The 19,487-nt window shown below is 73.4% G+C and carries 18 protein-coding genes; 14 read left to right on the forward strand and 4 right to left on the reverse strand.

Annotated elements, in window-relative coordinates; translation table 11 throughout:
• Positions 1 to 39: 39 nt before the first annotated feature.
• On the reverse strand, positions 40 to 543 hold the full coding sequence (locus ACFZCD_RS13470; RefSeq protein ID WP_391830144.1) for a DUF3515 domain-containing protein: 504 nt from the start codon (positions 541 to 543) through the stop codon (positions 40 to 42).
• Between the two features lie 20 nt (positions 544 to 563).
• A complete protein-coding gene (locus tag ACFZCD_RS13475) occupies positions 564 to 797 on the reverse strand; it encodes an Lrp/AsnC family transcriptional regulator (RefSeq protein ID WP_030369306.1) in 234 nt (77 codons plus the stop codon).
• A gap of 137 nt (positions 798 to 934) precedes the next feature.
• Between ACFZCD_RS13475 and ACFZCD_RS13480 the strand changes: the two genes are divergently transcribed.
• The gene (locus tag ACFZCD_RS13480) at positions 935 to 1,906 is read left to right on the forward strand and encodes a thiamine-phosphate kinase (protein ID WP_030369307.1); all 972 of its coding nucleotides are present in this window, start codon (positions 935 to 937) and stop codon (positions 1,904 to 1,906) included.
• A gap of 184 nt (positions 1,907 to 2,090) precedes the next feature.
• Entirely contained in the window at positions 2,091 to 2,909 is an 819-nt protein-coding gene (gene thiD, locus ACFZCD_RS13485; RefSeq protein ID WP_391830146.1) for a bifunctional hydroxymethylpyrimidine kinase/phosphomethylpyrimidine kinase, read from the forward strand.
• 204 nt (positions 2,910 to 3,113) lie between these two features.
• Here thiD and rpmB read toward each other — a convergent pair whose 3' ends face one another.
• Positions 3,114 to 3,299 carry a 50S ribosomal protein L28 gene (gene rpmB, locus ACFZCD_RS13490; protein ID WP_078660562.1) on the reverse strand — a complete coding sequence of 62 codons (186 nt, stop codon included), beginning with the start codon at positions 3,297 to 3,299 and terminating at the stop codon, positions 3,114 to 3,116.
• Between the two features lie 247 nt (positions 3,300 to 3,546).
• Here rpmB and ACFZCD_RS13495 point away from each other — a divergent pair, with 247 nt between their 5' ends.
• From ACFZCD_RS13495 to mutM, 9 genes are all read left to right on the forward strand, one after another.
• The gene (locus ACFZCD_RS13495; protein ID WP_391830388.1) at positions 3,547 to 5,541 is read left to right on the forward strand and encodes a DAK2 domain-containing protein; all 1,995 of its coding nucleotides are present in this window, start codon (positions 3,547 to 3,549) and stop codon (positions 5,539 to 5,541) included.
• 82 nt (positions 5,542 to 5,623) lie between these two features.
• A complete protein-coding gene (gene recG / locus ACFZCD_RS13500; RefSeq protein ID WP_391830148.1) occupies positions 5,624 to 7,864 on the forward strand; it encodes an ATP-dependent DNA helicase RecG in 2,241 nt (746 codons plus the stop codon).
• 233 nt (positions 7,865 to 8,097) lie between these two features.
• Positions 8,098 to 8,697 (forward strand): 16S rRNA (guanine(966)-N(2))-methyltransferase RsmD, encoded by a 600-nt coding sequence (gene rsmD, locus ACFZCD_RS13505; protein WP_391830150.1) that lies wholly within the window; start codon positions 8,098 to 8,100, stop codon positions 8,695 to 8,697.
• Positions 8,694 to 9,203, forward strand: a complete 510-nt coding sequence (gene coaD, locus ACFZCD_RS13510; protein WP_391830152.1) for a pantetheine-phosphate adenylyltransferase — start codon at positions 8,694 to 8,696, stop codon at positions 9,201 to 9,203. Before rsmD ends, coaD begins: the two co-directional genes overlap by 4 nt.
• 96 nt (positions 9,204 to 9,299) lie before the next feature.
• Positions 9,300 to 10,421, forward strand: coding sequence for a cell division initiation protein (locus ACFZCD_RS13515; RefSeq protein WP_391830154.1), 1,122 nt, complete (start codon positions 9,300 to 9,302; stop codon positions 10,419 to 10,421).
• A gap of 178 nt (positions 10,422 to 10,599) precedes the next feature.
• Positions 10,600 to 11,196: a YceD family protein gene (locus ACFZCD_RS13520; protein ID WP_391830156.1), complete on the forward strand. Its 597-nt coding sequence runs from the start codon at positions 10,600 to 10,602 to the stop codon at positions 11,194 to 11,196.
• A gap of 2 nt (positions 11,197 to 11,198) precedes the next feature.
• The gene (gene rpmF / locus ACFZCD_RS13525; protein ID WP_015657589.1) at positions 11,199 to 11,372 is read left to right on the forward strand and encodes a 50S ribosomal protein L32; all 174 of its coding nucleotides are present in this window, start codon (positions 11,199 to 11,201) and stop codon (positions 11,370 to 11,372) included.
• 19 nt (positions 11,373 to 11,391) lie between these two features.
• Positions 11,392 to 12,249 carry a ribonuclease III gene (gene rnc, locus ACFZCD_RS13530; protein WP_391830158.1) on the forward strand — a complete coding sequence of 286 codons (858 nt, stop codon included), beginning with the start codon at positions 11,392 to 11,394 and terminating at the stop codon, positions 12,247 to 12,249.
• Between the two features lie 138 nt (positions 12,250 to 12,387).
• Complete coding sequence (mutM, locus tag ACFZCD_RS13535) at positions 12,388 to 13,278, forward strand: bifunctional DNA-formamidopyrimidine glycosylase/DNA-(apurinic or apyrimidinic site) lyase (RefSeq protein ID WP_391830160.1); 891 nt, start codon at positions 12,388 to 12,390, stop codon at positions 13,276 to 13,278.
• 67 nt (positions 13,279 to 13,345) lie between these two features.
• Here mutM and ACFZCD_RS13540 read toward each other — a convergent pair whose 3' ends face one another.
• Complete coding sequence (locus ACFZCD_RS13540) at positions 13,346 to 14,449, reverse strand: CAP domain-containing protein (RefSeq protein ID WP_391830162.1); 1,104 nt, start codon at positions 14,447 to 14,449, stop codon at positions 13,346 to 13,348.
• A 132-nt stretch (positions 14,450 to 14,581) separates the two neighbouring features.
• On the opposite strand from ACFZCD_RS13540, the gene ACFZCD_RS13545 reads away from it, so the two are divergent.
• The 3 genes from ACFZCD_RS13545 to smc all read left to right on the forward strand — a co-directional run bounded on the left by ACFZCD_RS13545 (position 14,582) and on the right by smc (position 19,397).
• Positions 14,582 to 14,863 (forward strand): acylphosphatase, encoded by a 282-nt coding sequence (locus tag ACFZCD_RS13545; RefSeq protein ID WP_391830164.1) that lies wholly within the window; start codon positions 14,582 to 14,584, stop codon positions 14,861 to 14,863.
• A 443-nt stretch (positions 14,864 to 15,306) separates the two neighbouring features.
• On the forward strand, positions 15,307 to 15,513 hold the full coding sequence (locus tag ACFZCD_RS13550; RefSeq protein ID WP_030369319.1) for a hypothetical protein: 207 nt from the start codon (positions 15,307 to 15,309) through the stop codon (positions 15,511 to 15,513).
• A 269-nt stretch (positions 15,514 to 15,782) separates the two neighbouring features.
• A complete protein-coding gene (gene smc / locus ACFZCD_RS13555) occupies positions 15,783 to 19,397 on the forward strand; it encodes a chromosome segregation protein SMC (protein WP_391830166.1) in 3,615 nt (1,204 codons plus the stop codon).
• Positions 19,398 to 19,487: the final 90 nt, after the last annotated feature.

Raw genomic sequence — 19,487 nt, forward strand, 5'->3', positions numbered from 1 at the left:
GCACGGGCCTGCGGGTCCGCGCGGGCCTGCGGGCTCGCGCTAGACGACCCCCACCGGGATCGTCTTCGCGACGGCGCCGGCGAGATCGGTGAGCGCACTGAGATCGCCGGCCCCGCCGACGACCTTCCCGGGCAGCGTCACTTCCACGAACGCCTCCCGCAGGGTGGTCGTGCAGCGGACGCTGCCGTCCGGCTGCCGTTCCGGCAGCCAGTCCACCCCGTCGATCTCCACCGAGTCCGCGGCGGGGTTGTAGTGTTCGGAACCGGGCTTGATGATCTCGGGCCGCTCCACACCGCAGCGCAGGGCGATCGGGGGATCACCCCACACGGCGGTGAAGTCCGAGACGGGATCGGCGGTGCGCCGCTGCTTCCCGTCCACGGTCTTCGGCAGTTCCTTGTGCAGTGCCCGGCAGAGCCCCGCCGCCCGCGCCGACGGCGTGGGGACGGCGGGACCCTCCGCGCCGCCCGCCGGCGAGCAGCCGGCGGCCGCGCACAGCACGACGACAGCGGGCAGTCCGAAGGGCCGGCGGAGGAAAGACTTCACCGGCCGAGCATACGGGGGACCTAGAGATGGACGACCGGGCAGGTCAGTGTGCGGGTGATGCCTTCCACTGCCTGGATCCTGGCCACCACCATGCGGCCGAGCTCGTCCACGGTCTCGGCCTGGGCGCGCACGATCACGTCGTACGGACCGGTCACGTCCTCGGCCTGGATCACCCCCGAGATCTTCGAGATGACTTCGGCCACGGTCGACGCCTTGCCGACCTCGGTCTGGATCAGGATGTACGCCTGTACCACGGAACCTCCAGGGCGGCTACGAGGATCATGTGGGGAGAAGAGACGCCACGGTACCGCGTCGCCGCACGGCGCGGGGAGACCCGCGCTGCCTGCGCGGCGCGGCGTATGTCACAACCGATACTCCTAGGAGGAGCTCAGTGAAAGGCACCGTGGGCGAGTTGGGGGAGTTCGGGCTCATCAGAGAGCTTACTTCCCGGCTCACCACCACCCCTGCGGTCCGGCTCGGGCCGGGTGACGACGCCGCGGTGGTGGCTGCGCCCGACCGCAGGGTCGTGGCCAGTACGGATGTGCTTCTGGAGGGGCGGCACTTCCGCCGCGACTGGTCGACCGCCTACGACGTCGGGCGCAAGGCCGCCGCGCAGAACCTCGCCGACATCGCGGCCATGGGCGCCGTGCCCACCGCGATCCTGCTCGGCCTGGTCGTCCCCGCCGAACTCCCCGCCACCTGGCCGACCGAGCTGATGGACGGCATCCGCGACGAGTGCCAGGTCGCGGGCGCGGCCGTCGTCGGCGGCGACGTGGTCCGCGGCGACACCATCACCGTCGCCATCACGGCCCTCGGCGACCTGCGCAACCACGAGCCGGTCACCCGCTCCGGCGCCCAGCCGGGCGACGTCGTCGCCGTGACCGGATGGCTCGGCTGGTCCGCCGCAGGCCTCGCGGTCCTCGCGCGCGGTTTCCGCTCGCCCCGTGCCTTCGTGGAGGCCCACCGCCGCCCCGAGCCCCCGTACCACGCCGGCCCGGCCGCGGCGAGCCTCGGCGCCACCGCGATGACCGACGTCAGCGACGGCCTCGTCGCCGACCTCGGGCACATCGCCGAGGCCAGCAAGGTCCGGATCGACCTGCGCACGGCGGCCATCGACGTACCGACCCAGATGTCGGACATCGGGCAGGCCGTCGGGGTCGACCCGCTGCAGTGGGTCCTGACCGGAGGCGAGGACCACGCGATCGTGGCGACCTTCCCGCCGGACGTGAAGCTGCCGGCCCGCTGGAAGGTCATCGGCGAGGTCGTCAGCCCCTCCGCCCTGCCCCAGGTCACGGTGGACGGCGCCCCGTGGGACAAGACCAGCGGCTGGGACCACTTCGGGGACCTGGAGCCGGGGGAGTAGCACAAGAACGGGAGAGGCAGCGGAGGGCCGGGGGAGCGGCGCGGGGCCGCGAGTGCTTGTACGGGGCTCGCCGGCCGCATGGGGCCGTGGCGCGGCATGGAGCGGGCGGTGCTGGGCCGCGGCACGGGGCGGTGGTGTGCGCCTGCACGGGGCCCCGCGAGCTGCACGGGCCCCGAGGGCCCGCATGGGGCGGCGCTGTAGATTCGGCCCCATGCCGATACCCCCACGCGTGCTGACCGTCGCCGGATCCGACTCCGGCGGCGGCGCGGGCATCCAGGCCGACCTCAAGACCATGCTCGCCCTCGGCGTCCACGGCATGAGCGTCCTCACAGCCGTGACCGCGCAGAACTCGCGCGGCGTGCAAGGTGCCTGGGAGCTGCCCGCCGAGGCCGTACGGGCCCAGTACCGCAGCGTCGTCGACGACATCGGCGTCCAGGCCGTCAAGACCGGCATGCTCGCCTCCGCCGGCCTCGTGCGGACCGTCGCCGAACTCCTCGCCGGCACCCCCGCCCCCGTGGTCGTCGACCCCGTGGGCATCTCCAAGCACGGTGACGCCCTGCTCGCCGCTTCCGCCCTGGACGCGGTCCGCACGAAGCTGCTCCCGGTCGCCACCGTCGCCACCCCCAACCTGGACGAGGTCGCCTGGCTGACGGGGCTACGGGTCACGTCGGAGGACGGCATGAGGCGCGCGGCGGACGCGGTGCTCTCCTACGGGCCCCGGTGGGCGCTCATCAAGGGCGGCCACCTGGAGGGCGACGCGGTGGACCTGCTCAGCGACGGCACGGAGGAGCACTGGCTGCGGGCCCCGCGCCACGACAACCGCCACACGCACGGGACGGGCTGCACGCTGGCGAGCGCGATCGCCTGCGGTCTCGCCAAGGGGCACACGGTGCCGGAGGCAGTGACGGCGGCCAAGGACTACGTGACGGGCGCCATCGCGGCCGGCTTCCCCCTGGGGGGCGGCATCGGGCCGGTCGACCACGGGTGGCACCTGCGCCCGTAGGGCGTGCCGCGCCGGTGGCATGAGGCGCTGGTGGGCTACGGCGCCGGTGGCGTGGGGCGCCGCACGAGGCGCGCTCCGGGCATGGCAAAAGCCGGCCCACCGCAAGGGTGGACCGGCTCTCAAGGCAACCAGATGGGCAGCGCCACGACGTGAACGTCACAGCGAGACCGGCTCGCCCCCGCTCGCGCGGGGGACAGCACTCGCTTAGCGCGAGACCTTGTCGGCCTTGATGCACGAGGTGCAGACGTTGAGCCGCTTCGGCGTCCCACCGACCACAGCACGCACCCGCTGGATGTTGGGGTTCCAACGACGGGGGGTACGGCGGTGCGAGTGCGAAATAGCGTTGCCGAAGCCCGGCCCCTTGCCGCAGACGTCGCAGTTGGCAGCCACGGGTTACTCCAAAGACGGGTCACCCCCGCTTACGCGGAGACGACAGGCACGTACGGAAAATCCCTGCGTGCCGAGATCTGTAGTGACCGGCATTACCAGGGGGGATGGCCTGATTCTCATCAGGCAACCGGAGCAGCATACAACGACCGCTCCCGTTCAACGAAACTACCATGGCTGCCCGGGCTGTGACCTGTCGTATCGCCCCCCGGCCGCCCGTCTTCCCGCCGGGACCCGCCCCGGGGCTAGTCTGCGATCACCGTTCCACAGCCCAGGGAGTCCGAGGAGGACACAGGTGCCGCACACGCTCGACGCCGCTGCGGTACGCACCTGGTGCGCGCTGGCCCTCGACGCACTGGGGCGGGCCCGCGAGGAGATCGACGCCATCAACGTCTATCCCGTCCCGGACGGCGACACGGGCACGAACCTATACCTGACCCTCGAATCCGCCGCCAGGGCCGTCGACGCCGTCTTCGACGGCCACGCCACCACGGGTCCCTCCTCCCGCCCCACGCTCCCCGACGCCGTCCGCGCCATGGCCCACGGCGCCCTCATAGGCGCGCGCGGCAACTCCGGCACGATCCTGGCCCAGCTGCTGCGCGGCATGGCGGAGGTCTTGGCAGAGGGCTCGGAGAGCTCGGGGAGCACAGACGGCTCGAAGGCCACGGACGGCACGGAGGGCACGGGCGCCGCGGAGGCCGCGGGCAGGCCCCATGAGCCCGGGAACGAGGCTGCAGCCGCAGAGGGGCCCGCCGCCGGGAACGGAACCGGCCCGCACGAGGCCCGCCCCATGCCCCCCGCCGCCTCCCGCCCCATGCCCCCCGCCGCCTCCGGCCCCATGCCCCCCGCCTGCACCCGCACGGGGCACCCCACCGCCCACGACGCCGAACAGTTGCGACGCGCCCTGCGGCGGGCCGTGGAGTCCGCCTACGAAGGCGTCGCCCGCCCCGTCGAAGGCACCATCCTCACCGTCGCCGCAGCCGCCGCGGAAGCCGCCGCCACCGCACAGGGCGACAGCGCCGCCGTGGCCCGCGCCGCGGACGAGGCCGCCCGCTCCGCCCTGGCCATGACCCCGGGCCAGCTCGACGCCCTCGGCCGGGCCGGAGTGGTCGACTCCGGCGGCCTCGGCCTCGTCGAGGTGCTCGGCGCCCTCGCCCGCGCCCTGTCCGGCGAGGCGCCCCCCTGGGGATCGCGCGGCACGCGCGCGTGGACGCGCCCCGCCGCCCCGTACGGGCAGCCCGCCGAACCGGCCCCGCCCCAGGCCGAGACGCGGAGCCACGGCCCCGTGCCCTGCCCCGGCGCCGCCCCGGGCAGCGCCTCGCCCGCCTTCGAGGTCATCTACCTCCTCGACGCCGGCGACACGGCCGTCGCGCGCCTGCGCACCCGCCTCGACGCCCTGGGCGACTCCCTCGTCGTCGTCGGCGGCGACGGCCTGTGGAACGTCCACGTCCACGTGGACGACGCCGGAGCCGCCGTCGAGGCCGGCATCGAGGCGGGCCGCCCCCACCGCATCCGCATCACGCACTTCGCCGCCCCCGCGGCCACCCCGGGGGAACCGGCCGCAGCCCGGCACCGCGAACCCGCCCCGCGCGCCGTCGTCGCAGTCGTCCCCGGCGAGGGCCTCGCCGGGCTCTGCGCCGAAGCCGGCGCCACCGTGGTCGCCGCCCGGCCCGGGGAGCCCCCCGCCAGCGGCGAGCTCGTCGACGCCATCCGGCGCGCCAACGCCCGCGAGGTCGTCCTGCTGCCCAACGACCCCGAACTGCGCCACACCGCGGCGGCCGCCGCCGAACAGGCCCGCGCCGAGGGCATCCGCGTCGCCCTCATCCCCACCCGCGCCGCCGTCCAGGGCATCGCCGCCCTCGCCGTCCACGAGCCCGCACGCCGCTTCGACGAGGACGTCGTCGCCATGACCTCCGCCGCCGGCGCCACCCGCTACGCCGAACTCGCCGTCGCCGAACGGCAGGCCTGGACCATGGCCGGCGTCTGCCAGGCGGGCGACGTGCTCGGCCTCATCGACGGCGACGTGGCCGTCATCGGCTCGGACCTCGCCGTCACCGCCGCCACCGTCCTCGACCGCATGCTCGCCGCGGGCGGGGAGATGGTCACCCTCGTCCTCGGCGCGGACGTGCCCGACGCCGTCGCCGACCGCTTGGAGCGGCACGTACGGGGCGGGCACCTCGCCGTCGACACCGTCGTCTACCGGGGCGGGCAGCAGGCGCCGCCGCTGCTCATCGGCATCGAATGACACCGGCCACGCGGCAAGCGGCACGGGCCCCGCAGCGGCGAACCGCACCGAATGACGCGGCCTGTCAGTGCCGTGGTGTGCAATGGGACGCGTGCCCGCGCTTCACGAACCCCTGAAGAAGATCCTCGGCGGCAGCACCGCGAAGGTGATGGCCGAGCACCTCGACCTGCACACCGCCGGCGATCTGCTGCACCACTACCCGCGCCGCTACGCCGAGCGCGGCGAGCTGACGCGCCTCGCGGACCTGCCGCTGGACGAGCACGTCACCGTCGTCGCCCAGGTCGCCAAGGCCGCCATGAAGACGTTCAACCACGGCAAGGGCGTCCGCCTGGAAGTCGTGGTCACCGACGGGAGCGGCTCCCTGACGCTCGTCTTCTTCGGCCGCGGCGCCTACGCGCGGGAGAAGGAGCTGATCCCCGGCCGCCGCGGCATGTTCGCCGGCAAGGTCTCCGTCTTCAACCGCACCCGCCAGCTCCTCCACCCCGACTACGAGCTCCTGGACCGTGACAGCGAAGCCGGGGCCGCCGAGGCCTTCGCGGGCCGCCTGCTGCCGATCTACCCCGCCTGCAAGCAGTTCCAGTCGTGGAAGCTCACCAAGGCCGTCGACACCCTGCTGGACCTCTTCGAGGCCGAGCAGTGGCAGGGCCTCACCGACCCGCTGCCCCCCTCCCTGCGCGACGGCCGGGGCCTGGCGGAGCTCCCCGACGCCTTCCGCAAGGTCCACCGGCCCCGCACCAAGGCCGACATCGAGGACGCCAGGGCCCGCCTGAAGTGGGACGAGGCGTTCGTCCTCCAGGTCGCCCTCGCCCGCCGCCGGCACGCCGATTCCCAGCTGCCCGCCGTCGCCCGCAAGCCCGTCGCAGGCGGCATCCTCGACGCCTTCGACGCCAAGCTGCCCTTCACCCTCACCGAGGGGCAGCGCACCGTCTCCGCGGAGATCTTCGACGACCTGGCCACCGAGCACCCCATGCACCGCCTCCTCCAGGGCGAGGTCGGCTCCGGCAAGACCATGGTGGCGCTGCGCGCCATGCTCGGCGTCGTCGACGCGGGCGGCCAGGCCGCCATGCTCGCCCCCACCGAAGTGCTCGCCCAGCAGCACCACCGGTCGGTCACCGAGATGATGGGGGAGCTCGCCGAGGGCGGCATGCTCGGCGGCGCCGAGCAGGGCACCAAGGTCGTGCTGCTCACGGGCTCCATGGGGGTGGCCGCCCGGCGGCAGGCGCTGCTCGACCTCGTCACCGGCGAGGCAGGCATCGTCATCGGCACCCACGCCCTCATCGAGGACAAGGTGCAGTTCCACGACCTCGGGCTCGTCGTCGTGGACGAGCAGCACCGCTTCGGCGTCGAGCAGCGGGACGCCCTCCGCTCCAAGGGCAAACAGCCCCCGCACCTCCTGGTGATGACGGCGACCCCGATCCCGCGCACCGTCGCCATGACCGTCTTCGGCGACCTGGAGACCTCCGTCCTGGACCAGCTGCCGGCCGGTCGTTCGCCCATCGCCACGCACGTGGTGCCCGCCAAGGACAAGCCGCACTTCCTGGCCCGCACCTGGGAGCGGGTCCGCGAGGAGATCGAGGGCGGCCACCAGGCGTACGTGGTCTGCCCCCGCATCGGCGACGACCTGGGGGAGGAGAACGGCACCAAGGCCCCCGCGAAGAGCGGCCCCAAGAACGACCCGGAGAAGGCCGCCGAAGCGGACGGCGAGCGGCGCCCGCCCCTCGCCGTCGTGGACGTCGCCGAACAGCTCACCAAGGGGCCTCTGACGGGGCTCCGCGTGGAGGTGCTGCACGGCCGCATGCAGCCCGACGCGAAGGACGACGTGATGCGCCGCTTCGCCGCCGGCGAGGTGGACGTCCTGGTCGCCACGACCGTCATCGAGGTCGGCGTGAACGTGCCCAACTCCACCGTCATGGTGATCATGGACGCGGACCGGTTCGGCGTCTCCCAGCTCCACCAGCTGCGCGGCCGCGTGGGGCGCGGCTCCGCCGCAGGCCTGTGCCTGCTCGTCACCGACGCCCCCGAGGCGAGCCCCGCCCGCGCCCGGCTCGCCGCCGTCGCCGGCACCCTGGACGGCTTCGAGCTGTCCCGCATCGACCTCGAACAGCGCCGCGAGGGCGACGTCCTCGGCCAGGCCCAGTCCGGCGTGCGGTCCTCCCTGCGCATGCTGACCGTCATCGACGACGAGGAGATCATCGCCGCCGCCCGCGAGGAGGCCGCGGCGGTCGTCGCCGCCGACCCGGACCTGGAAGCGCTCCCCGAGCTGCGCACCGCCCTGGACGCCCTGCTGGACGAGGAGCGCGAGCAGTACCTCGACAAGGGCTGAGCGCGGCCGGAAGGCCGGCAAGGGGCCGGCCGGGGACGAGCGGCCTGCCCGCCCCGGCGCGGGGCCGGGGGCGAGCCGGACGCCCTCCGCCGGCCGCCGGGCGGGCCGCCCGCCGGAGCCCGCGGAGACGCCCGCACGGTGCCGACGCCCTAGGCTGAAGGGACGGCGCCCCGACCGGCCGACTGTCAGGCCGCCGTCGCTCCGTCACACCGTCGCGAAGGACCGAGGACCCCATGACCCGCGTGATCGCCGGCACCGCCGGCGGACGCCGCCTCGCCGTGCCCCCCGGCACCGGCACCCGCCCGACCTCCGACCGGGCGCGCGAAGGCCTGTTCTCCACCCTGGAGTCCCTGCTGGGCACCCTCCACGGCACCCGCGTCCTCGACCTCTACGGCGGCTCGGGCGCGGTCGGCCTGGAGGCCCTCTCGCGCGGCGCCGCGCACGTCCTGCTGGTGGAGTCCGACGCCCGCGCGGTGCGCACCATCCGGGAGAACGTCCGCACACTGGGCCTCCCCGGCGCCGAGGTCCGCTCCGGAAAGGCCGAACACGTCGTCGCCGGCCCCGCGCCCACCGCCCCGTACGACGTGGTGTTCCTGGACCCGCCCTACGCCGTCACCGACGAGGCGCTCCGCGAGATCCTCCTCACACTCCGTACGGGAGGCTGGCTTGCGGACGAAGCACTGGTCACCGTGGAGCGCAGCACCAGAGGCGGGGAATTCCCCTGGCCGGACGGTTTCGAGGCACTGAGGGCCCGTCGCTACGGCGAGGGGACGCTTTGGTACGGTCGCGCCGCCTCGACGTGCGCCGAAGAGACATCTCCCCGCGCGTCATGAATGGACCGGAGAGCGAGGAGACACCGTTGCGCCGCGCCGTCTGTCCGGGGTCGTTCGACCCCGTCACCAATGGACACCTCGACATCATCGCCCGCGCTTCCAGGCTGTACGACGTCGTCCACGTCGCAGTGATGATCAACAAGTCGAAGCAGGGCCTGTTCACGGTCGAGGAGCGGATAGACCTGCTCCGCCAGGTCACGGCCGAGTACGGGAACGTGAAGGTGGAGGCCTTCCACGGCCTCCTCGTCGACTTCTGCAAGCAGCGCGACATCCCCGCCATCGTCAAGGGGCTGCGGGCGGTCAGCGATTTCGACTACGAGCTGCAGATGGCCCAGATGAACAACGGGCTCTCGGGCGTCGAGACCCTGTTCGTCCCCACCAACCCGACGTACAGCTTCCTGTCGTCCAGCCTGGTCAAGGAGGTCGCGGCCTGGGGCGGCGACGTCTCCCACCTGGTGCCGCCGCTGGTGCTGGAGGCGCTCACCGAACGCCTCGGCAAGCGCTGACGACCACCCTCCGCCGGCGGCTGTCGGGCGGGGCCCGACTGCCCGTACAGTCGTCCCCGTTCGTGTCGTCCGGCAGAAGAAAGTGGCGAGCGCCAGGTGGACGTCCAGAAGAAGCTCGACGAGATCGTCGCGACCGTCACCGCCGCACGGTCCATGCCGATGTCCGCCTCATGCGTCATCAACCGCGCCGAACTGCTCGCCCTGCTGGAGGAGCTCCGCGCCGGGCTGCCCGGCTCGCTCGCCCGCGCGCAGGAGGTCATCGGCGACCGTGAGCAGCTGGTCGCCGAGGCCCGCGAGGAGGCCGAGCGGATCATCGAGTCCGCCCGGGCCCACCGCGGATCGCTGATCTCCGACACGGAGGTCGCCCGGCAGTCCCAGGAGGAGGCCGACCGCATCCTCGCCGAGGCCCGCCGGCAGGCCGAGGAGATCCGCTCCGAGGCCGACGACTACGTCGACAGCAAGCTCGCCAACTTCGAGGTCGTCCTCACCAAGACCATCGGATCCGTCGACCGGGGCCGCGAGAAGCTCCTGGGCCGCACGGACGGGAGCGGCGGCCACGGTGCGCAGGACCCCGGCGAGGACGCCCCGGAGCCCAGCTCCGACCCCCGCGTCCAGCGGCAGCAGGCCGACGCCTACGTGGACGCCAAGCTGGGCGCCGTCTCGGCGGTCCTGAGCAAGACGCTGGAGGCCGTGGGGCGCGGTCGCGAGCAGCTCCTCGGCGCCCGCCCGGCCGACGAGCTCGGCGCCCACATGGCGGCCCAGGACGGTTTCCGCACCGCCCACCCCACCAGCGACGCCGACTTCCTCGCCGGGCTGGCCGCGCCCCAGGCCCCCGCCGCACCCGAGCCGGTCGCGGCGCACCACGGGGCGCCTCATGCGGCGCCCCATGCGGGCGGCTACGACGGCTACTACGAGGCGCAGGGCTACCAGCCGGACCCGTACGCCTACCAGCAGCAGTACGGGGCGGACAGCGGCTCCCACGGGCACCAGCCGGACCCGTACGTGGCCCAGGGCGGCTACCACCAGGCCGACCCCTACGCCTGGCCCGCCCCGCCGCAGGGCGACGGCTACGGGGCCGCCCCGGGCGGCTACGCGCCCCAGCAGCACCAGCCCGCCCAGAACCCGCCCCATGCGGGCGGCACCCTGGACGAGACGAGCCTCTTCGACACCTCGATGATCGACCTGGAACAGCTCCGCCGGTACGAGCAGGACCGCTGACCGGCGGCGCACGGCGGCCGATTGGGTGTACGGCGACCCGTCCAGTATCCTGGCTCTTCGGTCGCGTGTGCATTCGCGATCTCGGCTGCCCGCGTCGCATGCGGCTGCAGGGCCGCCGACACCGCAGCGTAGAAAGCAGGAAGCCCTGAACGCCCGCCTCGATCACCGTTCCCCTCTCGTGTTCGACACACGCGAGCTGGGCCGGCGTCCCGGTGCGCAGAAGCGGCTCTCCCGCACCGTCCCGGCCCCCGATCACCTCGGTATCGAGGTCATCTCCGTGGCCGAGGGCGCGACCGTCGAGCTCGACCTCCGACTGGAGTCGGTCATGGAAGGGGTGCTTGTCACAGGCACCGCCCGTGCACCGCTCACCGGGGAGTGCGTAAGGTGTCTGGAGCCGCTCGAGCGAGAGCTCGAAGTGGACTTCCAGGAGATGTACTCCTACCCCGACGCCGATGACCGGAGCCGCCCCGCGGATACCGGCGACGACGCCGAGGAAGACGAAGAGGACATGCTCTTTCTCGAGGCCGACTTGCTCGACCTCGAACCCGTGCTGCGCGACGCGGTGGTGCTCGCACTGCCGCTGCAGCCGGTGTGCCGGGAAGACTGCCCCGGCCTGTGCTCCGAGTGCGGCGCACGGCTGGCGGACGACCCGGACCACCACCACGAGACCGTCGACATTCGTTGGGCGGCACTGCAGGGACTCGCCGGTTCCGACCAGGACGGCGAGAAGGACAACGCACCCCGCTCCGGCGGGGATGACTCACAGGAGAAGTAGCCGTGGCTGTTCCGAAGCGGAAGATGTCGCGCAGCAACACGCGCCACCGCCGGTCGCAGTGGAAGGCTGCGGTCACCCCCCTGGTGGCGTGCGAGCGCTGCCACGAGCCGAAGCAGCAGCACATCGCGTGCCCGAGCTGCGGCACCTACAACAAGCGCCAGGTCCTCGAGGTCTGATCGGCGGGTGACAGGCTTCATGTCAGACGCCACTACGCCGAAGAGGGCGCCGGCGGACACGGCCTCGTCTCACACGCTTCTGGAAGGGCGGCTCGGGTACAGACTCGAGACCGCCCTTCTGGTGCGTGCGCTGACCCACCGTTCCTACGCGTACGAGAACGGCGGTCTGCCGACCAACGAGCGCCTGGAGTTCCTCGGGGACTCCGTGCTCGGCCTCGTGGTCACGGACACGCTCTACCGCATCCACCCCGACCTGCCCGAGGGCCAGCTGGCCAAGCTGCGGGCCGCGGTGGTCAACTCCCGTGCACTGGCGGAGGTCGGCCGCGGGCTCGACCTCGGCTCCTTCATCCGGCTCGGCCGCGGTGAAGAGGGCACGGGGGGCCGCAACAAGGCGTCCATCCTCGCGGACACCCTCGAAGCGGTCATCGGTGCGGTCTATCTCGACCAGGGGCTCGACGCCGCTGCCGAGCTCGTCCACCGGCTCTTCGATCCCCTGATCGAGAAGTCCTCGAACCTCGGCGCCGGCCTGGACTGGAAGACCAGCCTCCAGGAGCTGACCGCGACGGAGGGACTCGGCGTGCCCGAGTACCTGGTCTCCGAGACCGGTCCCGACCACGAGAAGACCTTCACGGCTGCTGCCCGCGTCGGTGGTGTCGCGTACGGCACCGGCACCGGCCGCAGCAAGAAGGAAGCGGAGCAGCAGGCGGCCGAGGCCGCCTGGCGCGCCATCCACGAGGCGGCCGAAGCACGTGCGGCCGCCGCAGGGAAGGCCGAGGCCGCACAGCAGGCCGAAGCCGCACCCGAGGCCGAGGCCGGCAAGGCCGAAGCCGCGGAGCAGGCCGGGGCCGAGATGCCCGAGGCCGGCGCCGCATCCTGACGCACACGTCCCCGAACGCCGGGCGGACCTGACTCCAGGCCCGTCCGGCGTTCGGCGACCGTGCCGCCGTACGCAAGTACCGCCCGCCCGGAGGCCGGCCCGCCCCGTGCGCGCCGCCCCATGCGCTGGAGGAGCACCGTGCCCGAACTGCCCGAGGTCGAGGTCGTACGGCGCGGCCTGGAGCGCTGGGTCTGCGGCCGCACCGTGGCCACCGTCGAGGTCCGCCACGCCCGGGCCGTTCGCCGTCACCTCGCCGGGCCCGGCGACTTCGCCGCCCAGCTCACCGGCCGCCGCCTCGGCGCGGCCCGCCGCCGCGGCAAGTACTTGTGGCTGCCTTTGGAGACGGACGGCCCCACGGGCCCGGACCGCGCGATCCTCGCCCACCTCGGCATGAGCGGGCAGCTCCTCGTCCAGCCGCACGAGGCCCCCGACGAGAAGCACCTGCGCATCCGCATCCGCTTCGCCGACGACGCCGGCACGGAGCTGCGCTTCGTCGACCAGCGCACCTTCGGCGGGCTCTCCCTGCACGACACGGTGCCGGGCGACCCCGAGGGGCTCCCCGACGTCATCGCGCACATCGCCCGCGACCCCCTTGACCCCGCCTTCGACGAGGCGGCCTTCCACGCCGCGCTGCGCCGCCGCCGGACGACCGTCAAGCGGGCCCTGCTCGACCAGTCGCTGATCAGCGGGGTCGGCAACATCTACGCCGACGAGGCGCTGTGGCGCTCCCGGCTGCACTACGACCGCCCCACGGCGACCCTCACCCGCCCGCGCAGCGCGGAGCTGCTGACGCACATCCGTGAGGTCATGCACGAGGCCCTCGCCGTCGGCGGCACCAGCTTCGACAGCCTCTACGTCAACGTGAACGGCGAGTCCGGCTACTTCGACCGCTCGCTGGACGCGTACGGGCGCGAGGACGAGCCGTGCCGCCGCTGCGGTACGGCCATGCGGCGCCGCCCGTGGATGAACCGCTCCAGCTACTTCTGCCCGCGCTGCCAACGCCCCCCGCGTCCGGGCGCCGCCTCCTAGCGCCGCCCGGCCGGACCGGGCCCCGTGCCGCCCGCCGGCCGGCCGGCACCGCGGCGCCGGGCAGCGCTCAGTAGCCGAAGTCCTGGGTCCACCACGGGCCGCTGGGGCTGGCGTTCAGCCCGATGCCGAGCGTCCGGTACTCGCCGTTGAGGATGTTCGCGCGATGCCCCGCGCTGTGCATCCAGGCGTCCATGACGGCGCGGGCGTCCGGATGGCCCCGTGCGATGTTCTCCCCGCCGAGGTTCCGGATGCCTCGCTTGGCCGCCCGGTCCCAAGGCGTACGGCCGTCCGGGTCGGTGTGGTTGAAGAACCCCCGCCGGGCCATGTCGTCGCTGAACGACTGGGCGAGCCCCATCAGCCGCGTGCTGGCCCGCAGGGGCTTGCAGCCCGCTTTGGCCCGCTCCTGATTGACCAGAGCGAGCAGCTGCCGGGCCATCTCCGGGTAGGTGCCGGTCTGTTCGGCGGTGACCTCTTGGACGGCCGGTTGCGCATGAGCGGCGGCCCGGGTCTCGTCCTGCGCCCGACCCTGCTCCTGACTCCGGGTCTGATCCTGCGCCTGGGGCGCGGGGGCCGTACGGTCCTGCCCCGTGCTGCCGGCGGAAGGTGCGCCGGCGGAGCCACCGCCGGATCCGGTGCCCGCCCCCTGCTGCCCCGGCGCGGGCGCTGCGCCGGCCGGCGCCGCCGAGGGCGCGGACGGGGCGGAGGGTTCAGCCGGCGCTGACGGCGCCGAAGCGGCACCGACGGGCGCTGCGGTGTCCATGCCCGGCGCGAGGGGCCGTTCGGTGCGGCGGCTCACATGCGACTGTCCTCGGCCTGCCGCCGCGGTGTCGGGCAGGGCGAACTCGACGGGCGGCTCGTCCGTCCGCACCTGCCGGTCTCCGCTGGTGTCGCTGCCGAGCTGGAGGGTGCTCCCGCCGGAGAAGAGGCCGGAGGTCATCGCGACCACGCCCATGGCCATCGCGGCTGACGCGCCCAGCAGGCCCGTCCGGACCGGTGTCTTCGCGCGGCTGCGGCCGGGGCGGCGGGTGCCCGGCGGCCACGGCCCCGCCGCCGGGCCGCCGCGTTCGTCAGGGGGGCCGGGGTCCGGCGCGCCGTGCGTCGCCCCGGCTGCCGGGGGAGCGGGGACGGGGCTGCCTGCGGTCCGGGGGGCAGAGCGTCGGTGGCGACCCATCCGCGTGCCTTCCTTACGTGCTCGGCTCGATGTGCGTCACTCGTACGGGGAGACCTTGTCGACCGGCGACTGTACGGCAATAGACGAGGGGCCGAAGTGCTGATTATGCAATTGGCCGGTTAGCGTGCAGACATGAACGAGAATGTCCGTCTCACGGCGTGGGTCCGTGGACATGTGCAAGGTGTCGGCTTCCGGTGGTTCACGCGGGAGAACGCTTTGCGCATCGGAGCGCTGGCCGGCTTCGCGTCGAATCTCTCCGACGGCCGGGTCCAGGTCGTGGCGGAGGGCCCGCGCGAGGGGTGCGAACTCCTGCTCGACTGGTTGCGGAAGGGGGACACGCCCGGACGGGTCGACGGGGTCACCGAGATCTGGGGTGACCCACGGGGCGGGTACGACGGGTTCGAGATCCGCTGAGGGGTCCGCCGTAGGTCCGCCGACATAACGGTTCGGAAAACGGAAAGTCATTCCGGAGGGGTGTGCGGGGGCCGTGAAGAACGGGTGCGGAGGGTCGCGATGACCTTAGTGATATTCCTTTGGCATATGCGAAGGGCAGAAATTCCCTGATGGTTGCCAAGTCGGCCCCGGCGTGGAAGGCTGCCAGTCAACGGATGATCTCCACGCCCCTCCGGGCCCCGGCCGAGTCGGCGCCGCGCACGAACCGCCGCGCCCCCCGGGACGCCCACGGATACGGGGTGTGATCGTGTTGACCGTCAAACCTTTTGGTGAGACTCTGGAAGCCCCGCGCACCTTAGCTGTTTGGCATTGAAGACGCAGTAGCGATGGCAGACACCGCGGGTGCGAATCCCTCACGACCCACACCGCTTCGGTCGGTCACTCAGTGTGGAGGACCATCCATCATGGCAAAGGCGCTTCTCGGTTACGTCGGCGGCTCCGACCCCCGAGTCCTCGCCGAGATGCGACGGCTTCAGCAGCGTGTCCAGGACCTCGAATCCGAGCTCATCCGGATGCAGGCCGAGAATGACGCGCTGTCTGCCGCCGCTCACCACGGCGACTCGCTGCTCGACAGCATCGACGTTTCCAAGGCGGAGCCTGCGCTCGCCTGACCAGAGGCCCTGCCCCGGGGGCCGGTCGGGCTGCACTGTCAGCCGCTTGAGAGTTGTAAGGGACGCTTCGGCGTCCCTTCGTCATATCCGATCATCGTACGGTCGCGGTATATCCGCTGAGTGCGGCTATTTTTTCCCACTTTTCGGTGTGCTCTTAAGGACTGATGTGCCCTGCTCCTTCCGGGGCGAAACCCTTTGCGGCGGCGCGGCACGCCAGCACCCCGCACGGGGCGGTGCCGGGAGAGCACCGGGCGGTAGAGTCCTTCCGCGTGCACCTCAAGAGCCTGACCCTGCGGGGGTTCAAATCCTTCGCCTCCGCGACGACCCTGCGCTTCGAGCCCGGGATCACCTGCGTCGTGGGGCCCAACGGCTCCGGCAAGTCCAACGTCGTCGACGCCCTCTCCTGGGTCATGGGCGAGCAAGGGGCCAAGTCCCTGCGCGGTGGCAAGATGGAAGACGTGATCTTCGCCGGGACGACCGGCCGCCCGCCGCTGGGCCGCGCCGAGGTCTCCCTCACGATCGACAACTCCGACGGGGCCCTGCCGATCGACTACTCCGAGGTCACCATCACGCGGATCATGTTCCGCAACGGCGGCAGCGAGTACCAGCTCAACGGCGACACCTGCCGGCTCCTCGACATCCAGGAACTCCTCTCGGACTCCGGCATCGGCCGCGAGATGCACGTCATCGTCGGCCAGGGGCAGCTCGACTCCGTCCTGCACGCCGACCCCGCCGGCCGCCGCGCCTTCATCGAGGAGGCGGCGGGCGTCCTCAAGCACCGCAAGCGCAAGGAGAAGGCGCTCCGGAAGCTCGACGCCATGCGCGCGAACCTCGCGCGCGTCCAGGACCTCACCGACGAGCTGCGGCGGCAGCTCAAGCCACTCGGCCGGCAGGCCGCGGTCGCGCGGCGCGCCGCGGTCATCCAGGCCGACCTGCGCGACGCACGGCTGCGGCTCCTCGCCGACGACCTCGTCACCCTCCGGGAGGCGCTGCGCGCCGAGCTCGCCGACGAGGCCGCCCTCAAGGCCCGCAAGGACGCCGCCGAGACCGAACTGAAGGCCGCGCTCCAGCGGGAGGCGGCCCTGGAGGAGCAGGTGCGGGCGCTCACTCCGCGCCTGGCCGGTGCCCAGCAGACCTGGTACGAACTCTCCCGCCTCGCCGAGCGGGTACGGGGCACGATCGGCCTCGCCGACGCCCGCGTCACCAGCGCGACGTCCGCCCCCGCCGAGGAGCGGCGCGGCCGCGACCCGGAGGACCTGGAGCGCGAGGCGGCGCGCATCCGCGAGCAGGAGGCCGAGCTGGAGGCCGCCCTGGAGGCGGCGAGCCGGGCCCTGGAGGACACCACCGAGCACCGTGCCGCCCTGGAGCGGCAGCTGGCGGAGGAGGAGCGCCGCCTCAGGGACGCCGCCCGGGCCATCGCCGACCACCGCGAAGAGCTCGCCCGGCTCCAGGGCCGCGTCTCCGCGGCACGCGGCCGGGCGGCCTCCGCACAGGCGGAGATCGACCGGCTGGTGACCGCCCGCGACGAGGCCCGGGAGCGCGCGGCGGCCGCCCAGGAGGAGTACGAGCGACAGCAGGCGGAGGTCGCGGGGCTCGACGCCGGGGACGCCGCACTGGCGGGCCGGCACGAGGCGGCCAAGCAGGAGCTCGCCGCCGCGGAAGCCGCGCTGACCGAGGCCCGCGAGGAGGCGACGGCCACCGAGCGCCGCCGCGCCGCGACCGGTGCCCGCCGTGACGCGCTCGCCCTGGGGCTGCGCCGCAAGGACGGCACGGGGGCGCTGCTGGCGGCGCAGGATCGTTTGTCCGGACTCGTGGGCCCGGCCGCCGGGCTGCTGACCGTGGCTCCCGGGTACGAACTCCCGGTCGCCGCGGCCCTCGGCGCCGCCGCGGACGCCCTCGCGGTCACCGACACCGCCACGGCGGCCGAGGCGCTGAGGCTGCTCCGCAAGCAGGACGCGGGGCGGGCGGCGCTCGTCGTGGCCCAGGGCCTGGAGCGCAGAGCGGCACAGGCCGACGGCCCCGTGCCGGGCCCCGTGCCGTCCTCCGCACGGGGTGCGCACGAGGCCCCGTGCGGGCCCCGCCCCGCCCTCGACCTCGTCGACGGCCCCGCCCCCGTCATCGACGCCGTCCGCGCGCTGCTGCGCGACGTCGTGGTCGTCGCCACCCTGGAGGACGCCGAAGAACTGGTCGGCGAGCGGCCCGGGGCCGTCGCGGTGACCGCCGAGGGCGATGTCCTCGGGGCCCACTTCGCCCAGGGCGGCTCCGGCGGCGCACCGAGCCTCCTGGAGGTCCAGGCGGCCGTCGACGAGGCCACTGCCGAACTCGCCGACCTGGACGCACGGTGCGCCGGCCTGCAGGCCGCCCAGCACGAGGCGGCCGCACGGCGCGCCGAGTGCGCCGCGCGCGTGGAGGAGCTGGCCTCCCTCCGCAGCACCGCCGACCGGGAGAAGTCACAGGTCGCCCAGGCTCTCGGAAGGCTCGCGGGGCAGGCGCGCGCGGCCGCCGACGAGGCCGGCCGGACGGCCGCCGCCGTGGCCCGCGCCGAAGAAGCCCTCGCCCGGGCCCGCGAGGAGGCCGAGGAACTGGCCGAGCGGCTGGCCGTGGCCGAGGAGACCGCCCCGGGTGAAGGCGCGGGGGAGCCCGACACCTCCGTACGGGACCGGCTCGCCGCCGACGGCGCCAACGCCCGCCAGACCGAGATGGAGGCGCGGCTCCAGGTCCGTACGCACGAGGAGCGCGTCAAGGCCCTCGCGGGGCGGGCGGACGGCCTGGACCGGGCGGCCCGCGCCGAGCGCGAGGCCCGGACCCGCGCGGAGCAGCGCCGCGCCAGGCTGCAGCACGAGGCCCGGGTCGCCGCGGCCGTCGCGGCCGGGGCCCGGCAGCTCCTCGCGCACGTCGAGGTCTCCCTCGTGCGCGCCGACGAGGAGCGGCGCCACGCCGAGGAGGCGAAGACCGCCCGGGAACGCGAGCTCGTCGCCGAGCGCAACCGGGGCCGCGAGTTGAAGGGCGAGCTGGACAAGCTCACCGACTCGGTGCACAAGGGCGAGGTGCTCGGCGCGGAGAAGCGGCTGCGCATCGAGCAGCTGGAGGCCCGGGCCCTGGAGGAGCTCGGCGTCGAACCCGCCGGCCTGGTCGCGGAGTACGGACCGGACCAGCCCGTACCGCCGTCCCCGCCGGCCGAGGGCGAGGAGCTGCCGGAGGACCCGGAGCACCCCAGGAACCGGCCCGCCCCGTACGTGCGCGAGGAGCAGGAGAAGCGGCTCCGTGCCGCCGAGCGCGCCTATCAGCAGCTGGGCAAGGTCAACCCGCTCGCCCTGGAGGAGTTCGCGGCGCTGGAGGAGCGGCACCAGTTCCTCTCCGAGCAGCTGGAGGACCTCAAGAAGACGCGCAGTGACCTGCTCCAGGTCGTCAAGGACGTCGACAAGCGCGTGGAGGAGGTCTTCACGGAGGCGTACCGGGACACGGCCCGCGAGTTCGAGGGCGTCTTCTCCCGGCTCTTCCCCGGGGGCGAGGGGCGGCTCGTCCTCACGGACCCGGACGACATGCTGGCCACCGGCGTCGACGTCGAGGCGCGCCCGCCCGGCAAGAAGGTCAAGCGCCTGTCGCTGCTGTCGGGCGGCGAGCGCTCGCTGACCGCCGTGGCGCTGCTGGTCGCGATCTTCAAGGCGCGGCCGAGCCCGTTCTACGTGATGGACGAGGTCGAGGCGGCGCTGGACGACACCAACCTCCAGAGGCTGATCGGGATCATGAAGGAGCTGCAGGAGAGCTCACAGCTGATCGTGATCACGCACCAGAAGCGGACCATGGAGGTCGCCGACGCGCTGTACGGCGTCTCGATGCAAGGCGACGGCGTCTCCAAGGTGATCAGCCAGCGGCTGCGTTGATCTCACAGGTGTTGATCTTGTAGGCGGGCCAGGCGACTTCACCTCTTCAAGTGTTGAACTCAACCTGTGAGAAGCCTGCAGGAAACTTCT

The sequence above is a fragment of the Streptomyces sp. NPDC008001 genome, assembly GCF_042958085.1.
Taxonomy (GTDB): domain Bacteria; phylum Actinomycetota; class Actinomycetes; order Streptomycetales; family Streptomycetaceae; genus Streptomyces.

Excerpts from the sequence above, each read along its gene's own strand:
- thiD (WP_391830146.1), top strand. The coding sequence starts at position 2,091 with ATGGGGCGGCGCTGTAGATTCGGCCCCATGCCGATACCCCCACGCGTG.
- recG (WP_391830148.1), top strand. The coding sequence starts at position 5,624 with ATGGGACGCGTGCCCGCGCTTCACGAACCCCTGAAGAAGATCCTCGGC.
- rsmD (WP_391830150.1), top strand. The coding sequence starts at position 8,098 with ATGACCCGCGTGATCGCCGGCACCGCCGGCGGACGCCGCCTCGCCGTG.
- coaD (WP_391830152.1), top strand. The coding sequence starts at position 8,694 with ATGAATGGACCGGAGAGCGAGGAGACACCGTTGCGCCGCGCCGTCTGT.
- rnc (WP_391830158.1), top strand. The coding sequence starts at position 11,392 with ATGTCAGACGCCACTACGCCGAAGAGGGCGCCGGCGGACACGGCCTCG.
- ACFZCD_RS13540 (WP_391830162.1), bottom strand. The coding sequence starts at position 14,449 with ATGGGTCGCCACCGACGCTCTGCCCCCCGGACCGCAGGCAGCCCCGTC.
- ACFZCD_RS13545 (WP_391830164.1), top strand. The coding sequence starts at position 14,582 with ATGAACGAGAATGTCCGTCTCACGGCGTGGGTCCGTGGACATGTGCAA.
- ACFZCD_RS13550 (WP_030369319.1), top strand. The coding sequence starts at position 15,307 with ATGGCAAAGGCGCTTCTCGGTTACGTCGGCGGCTCCGACCCCCGAGTC.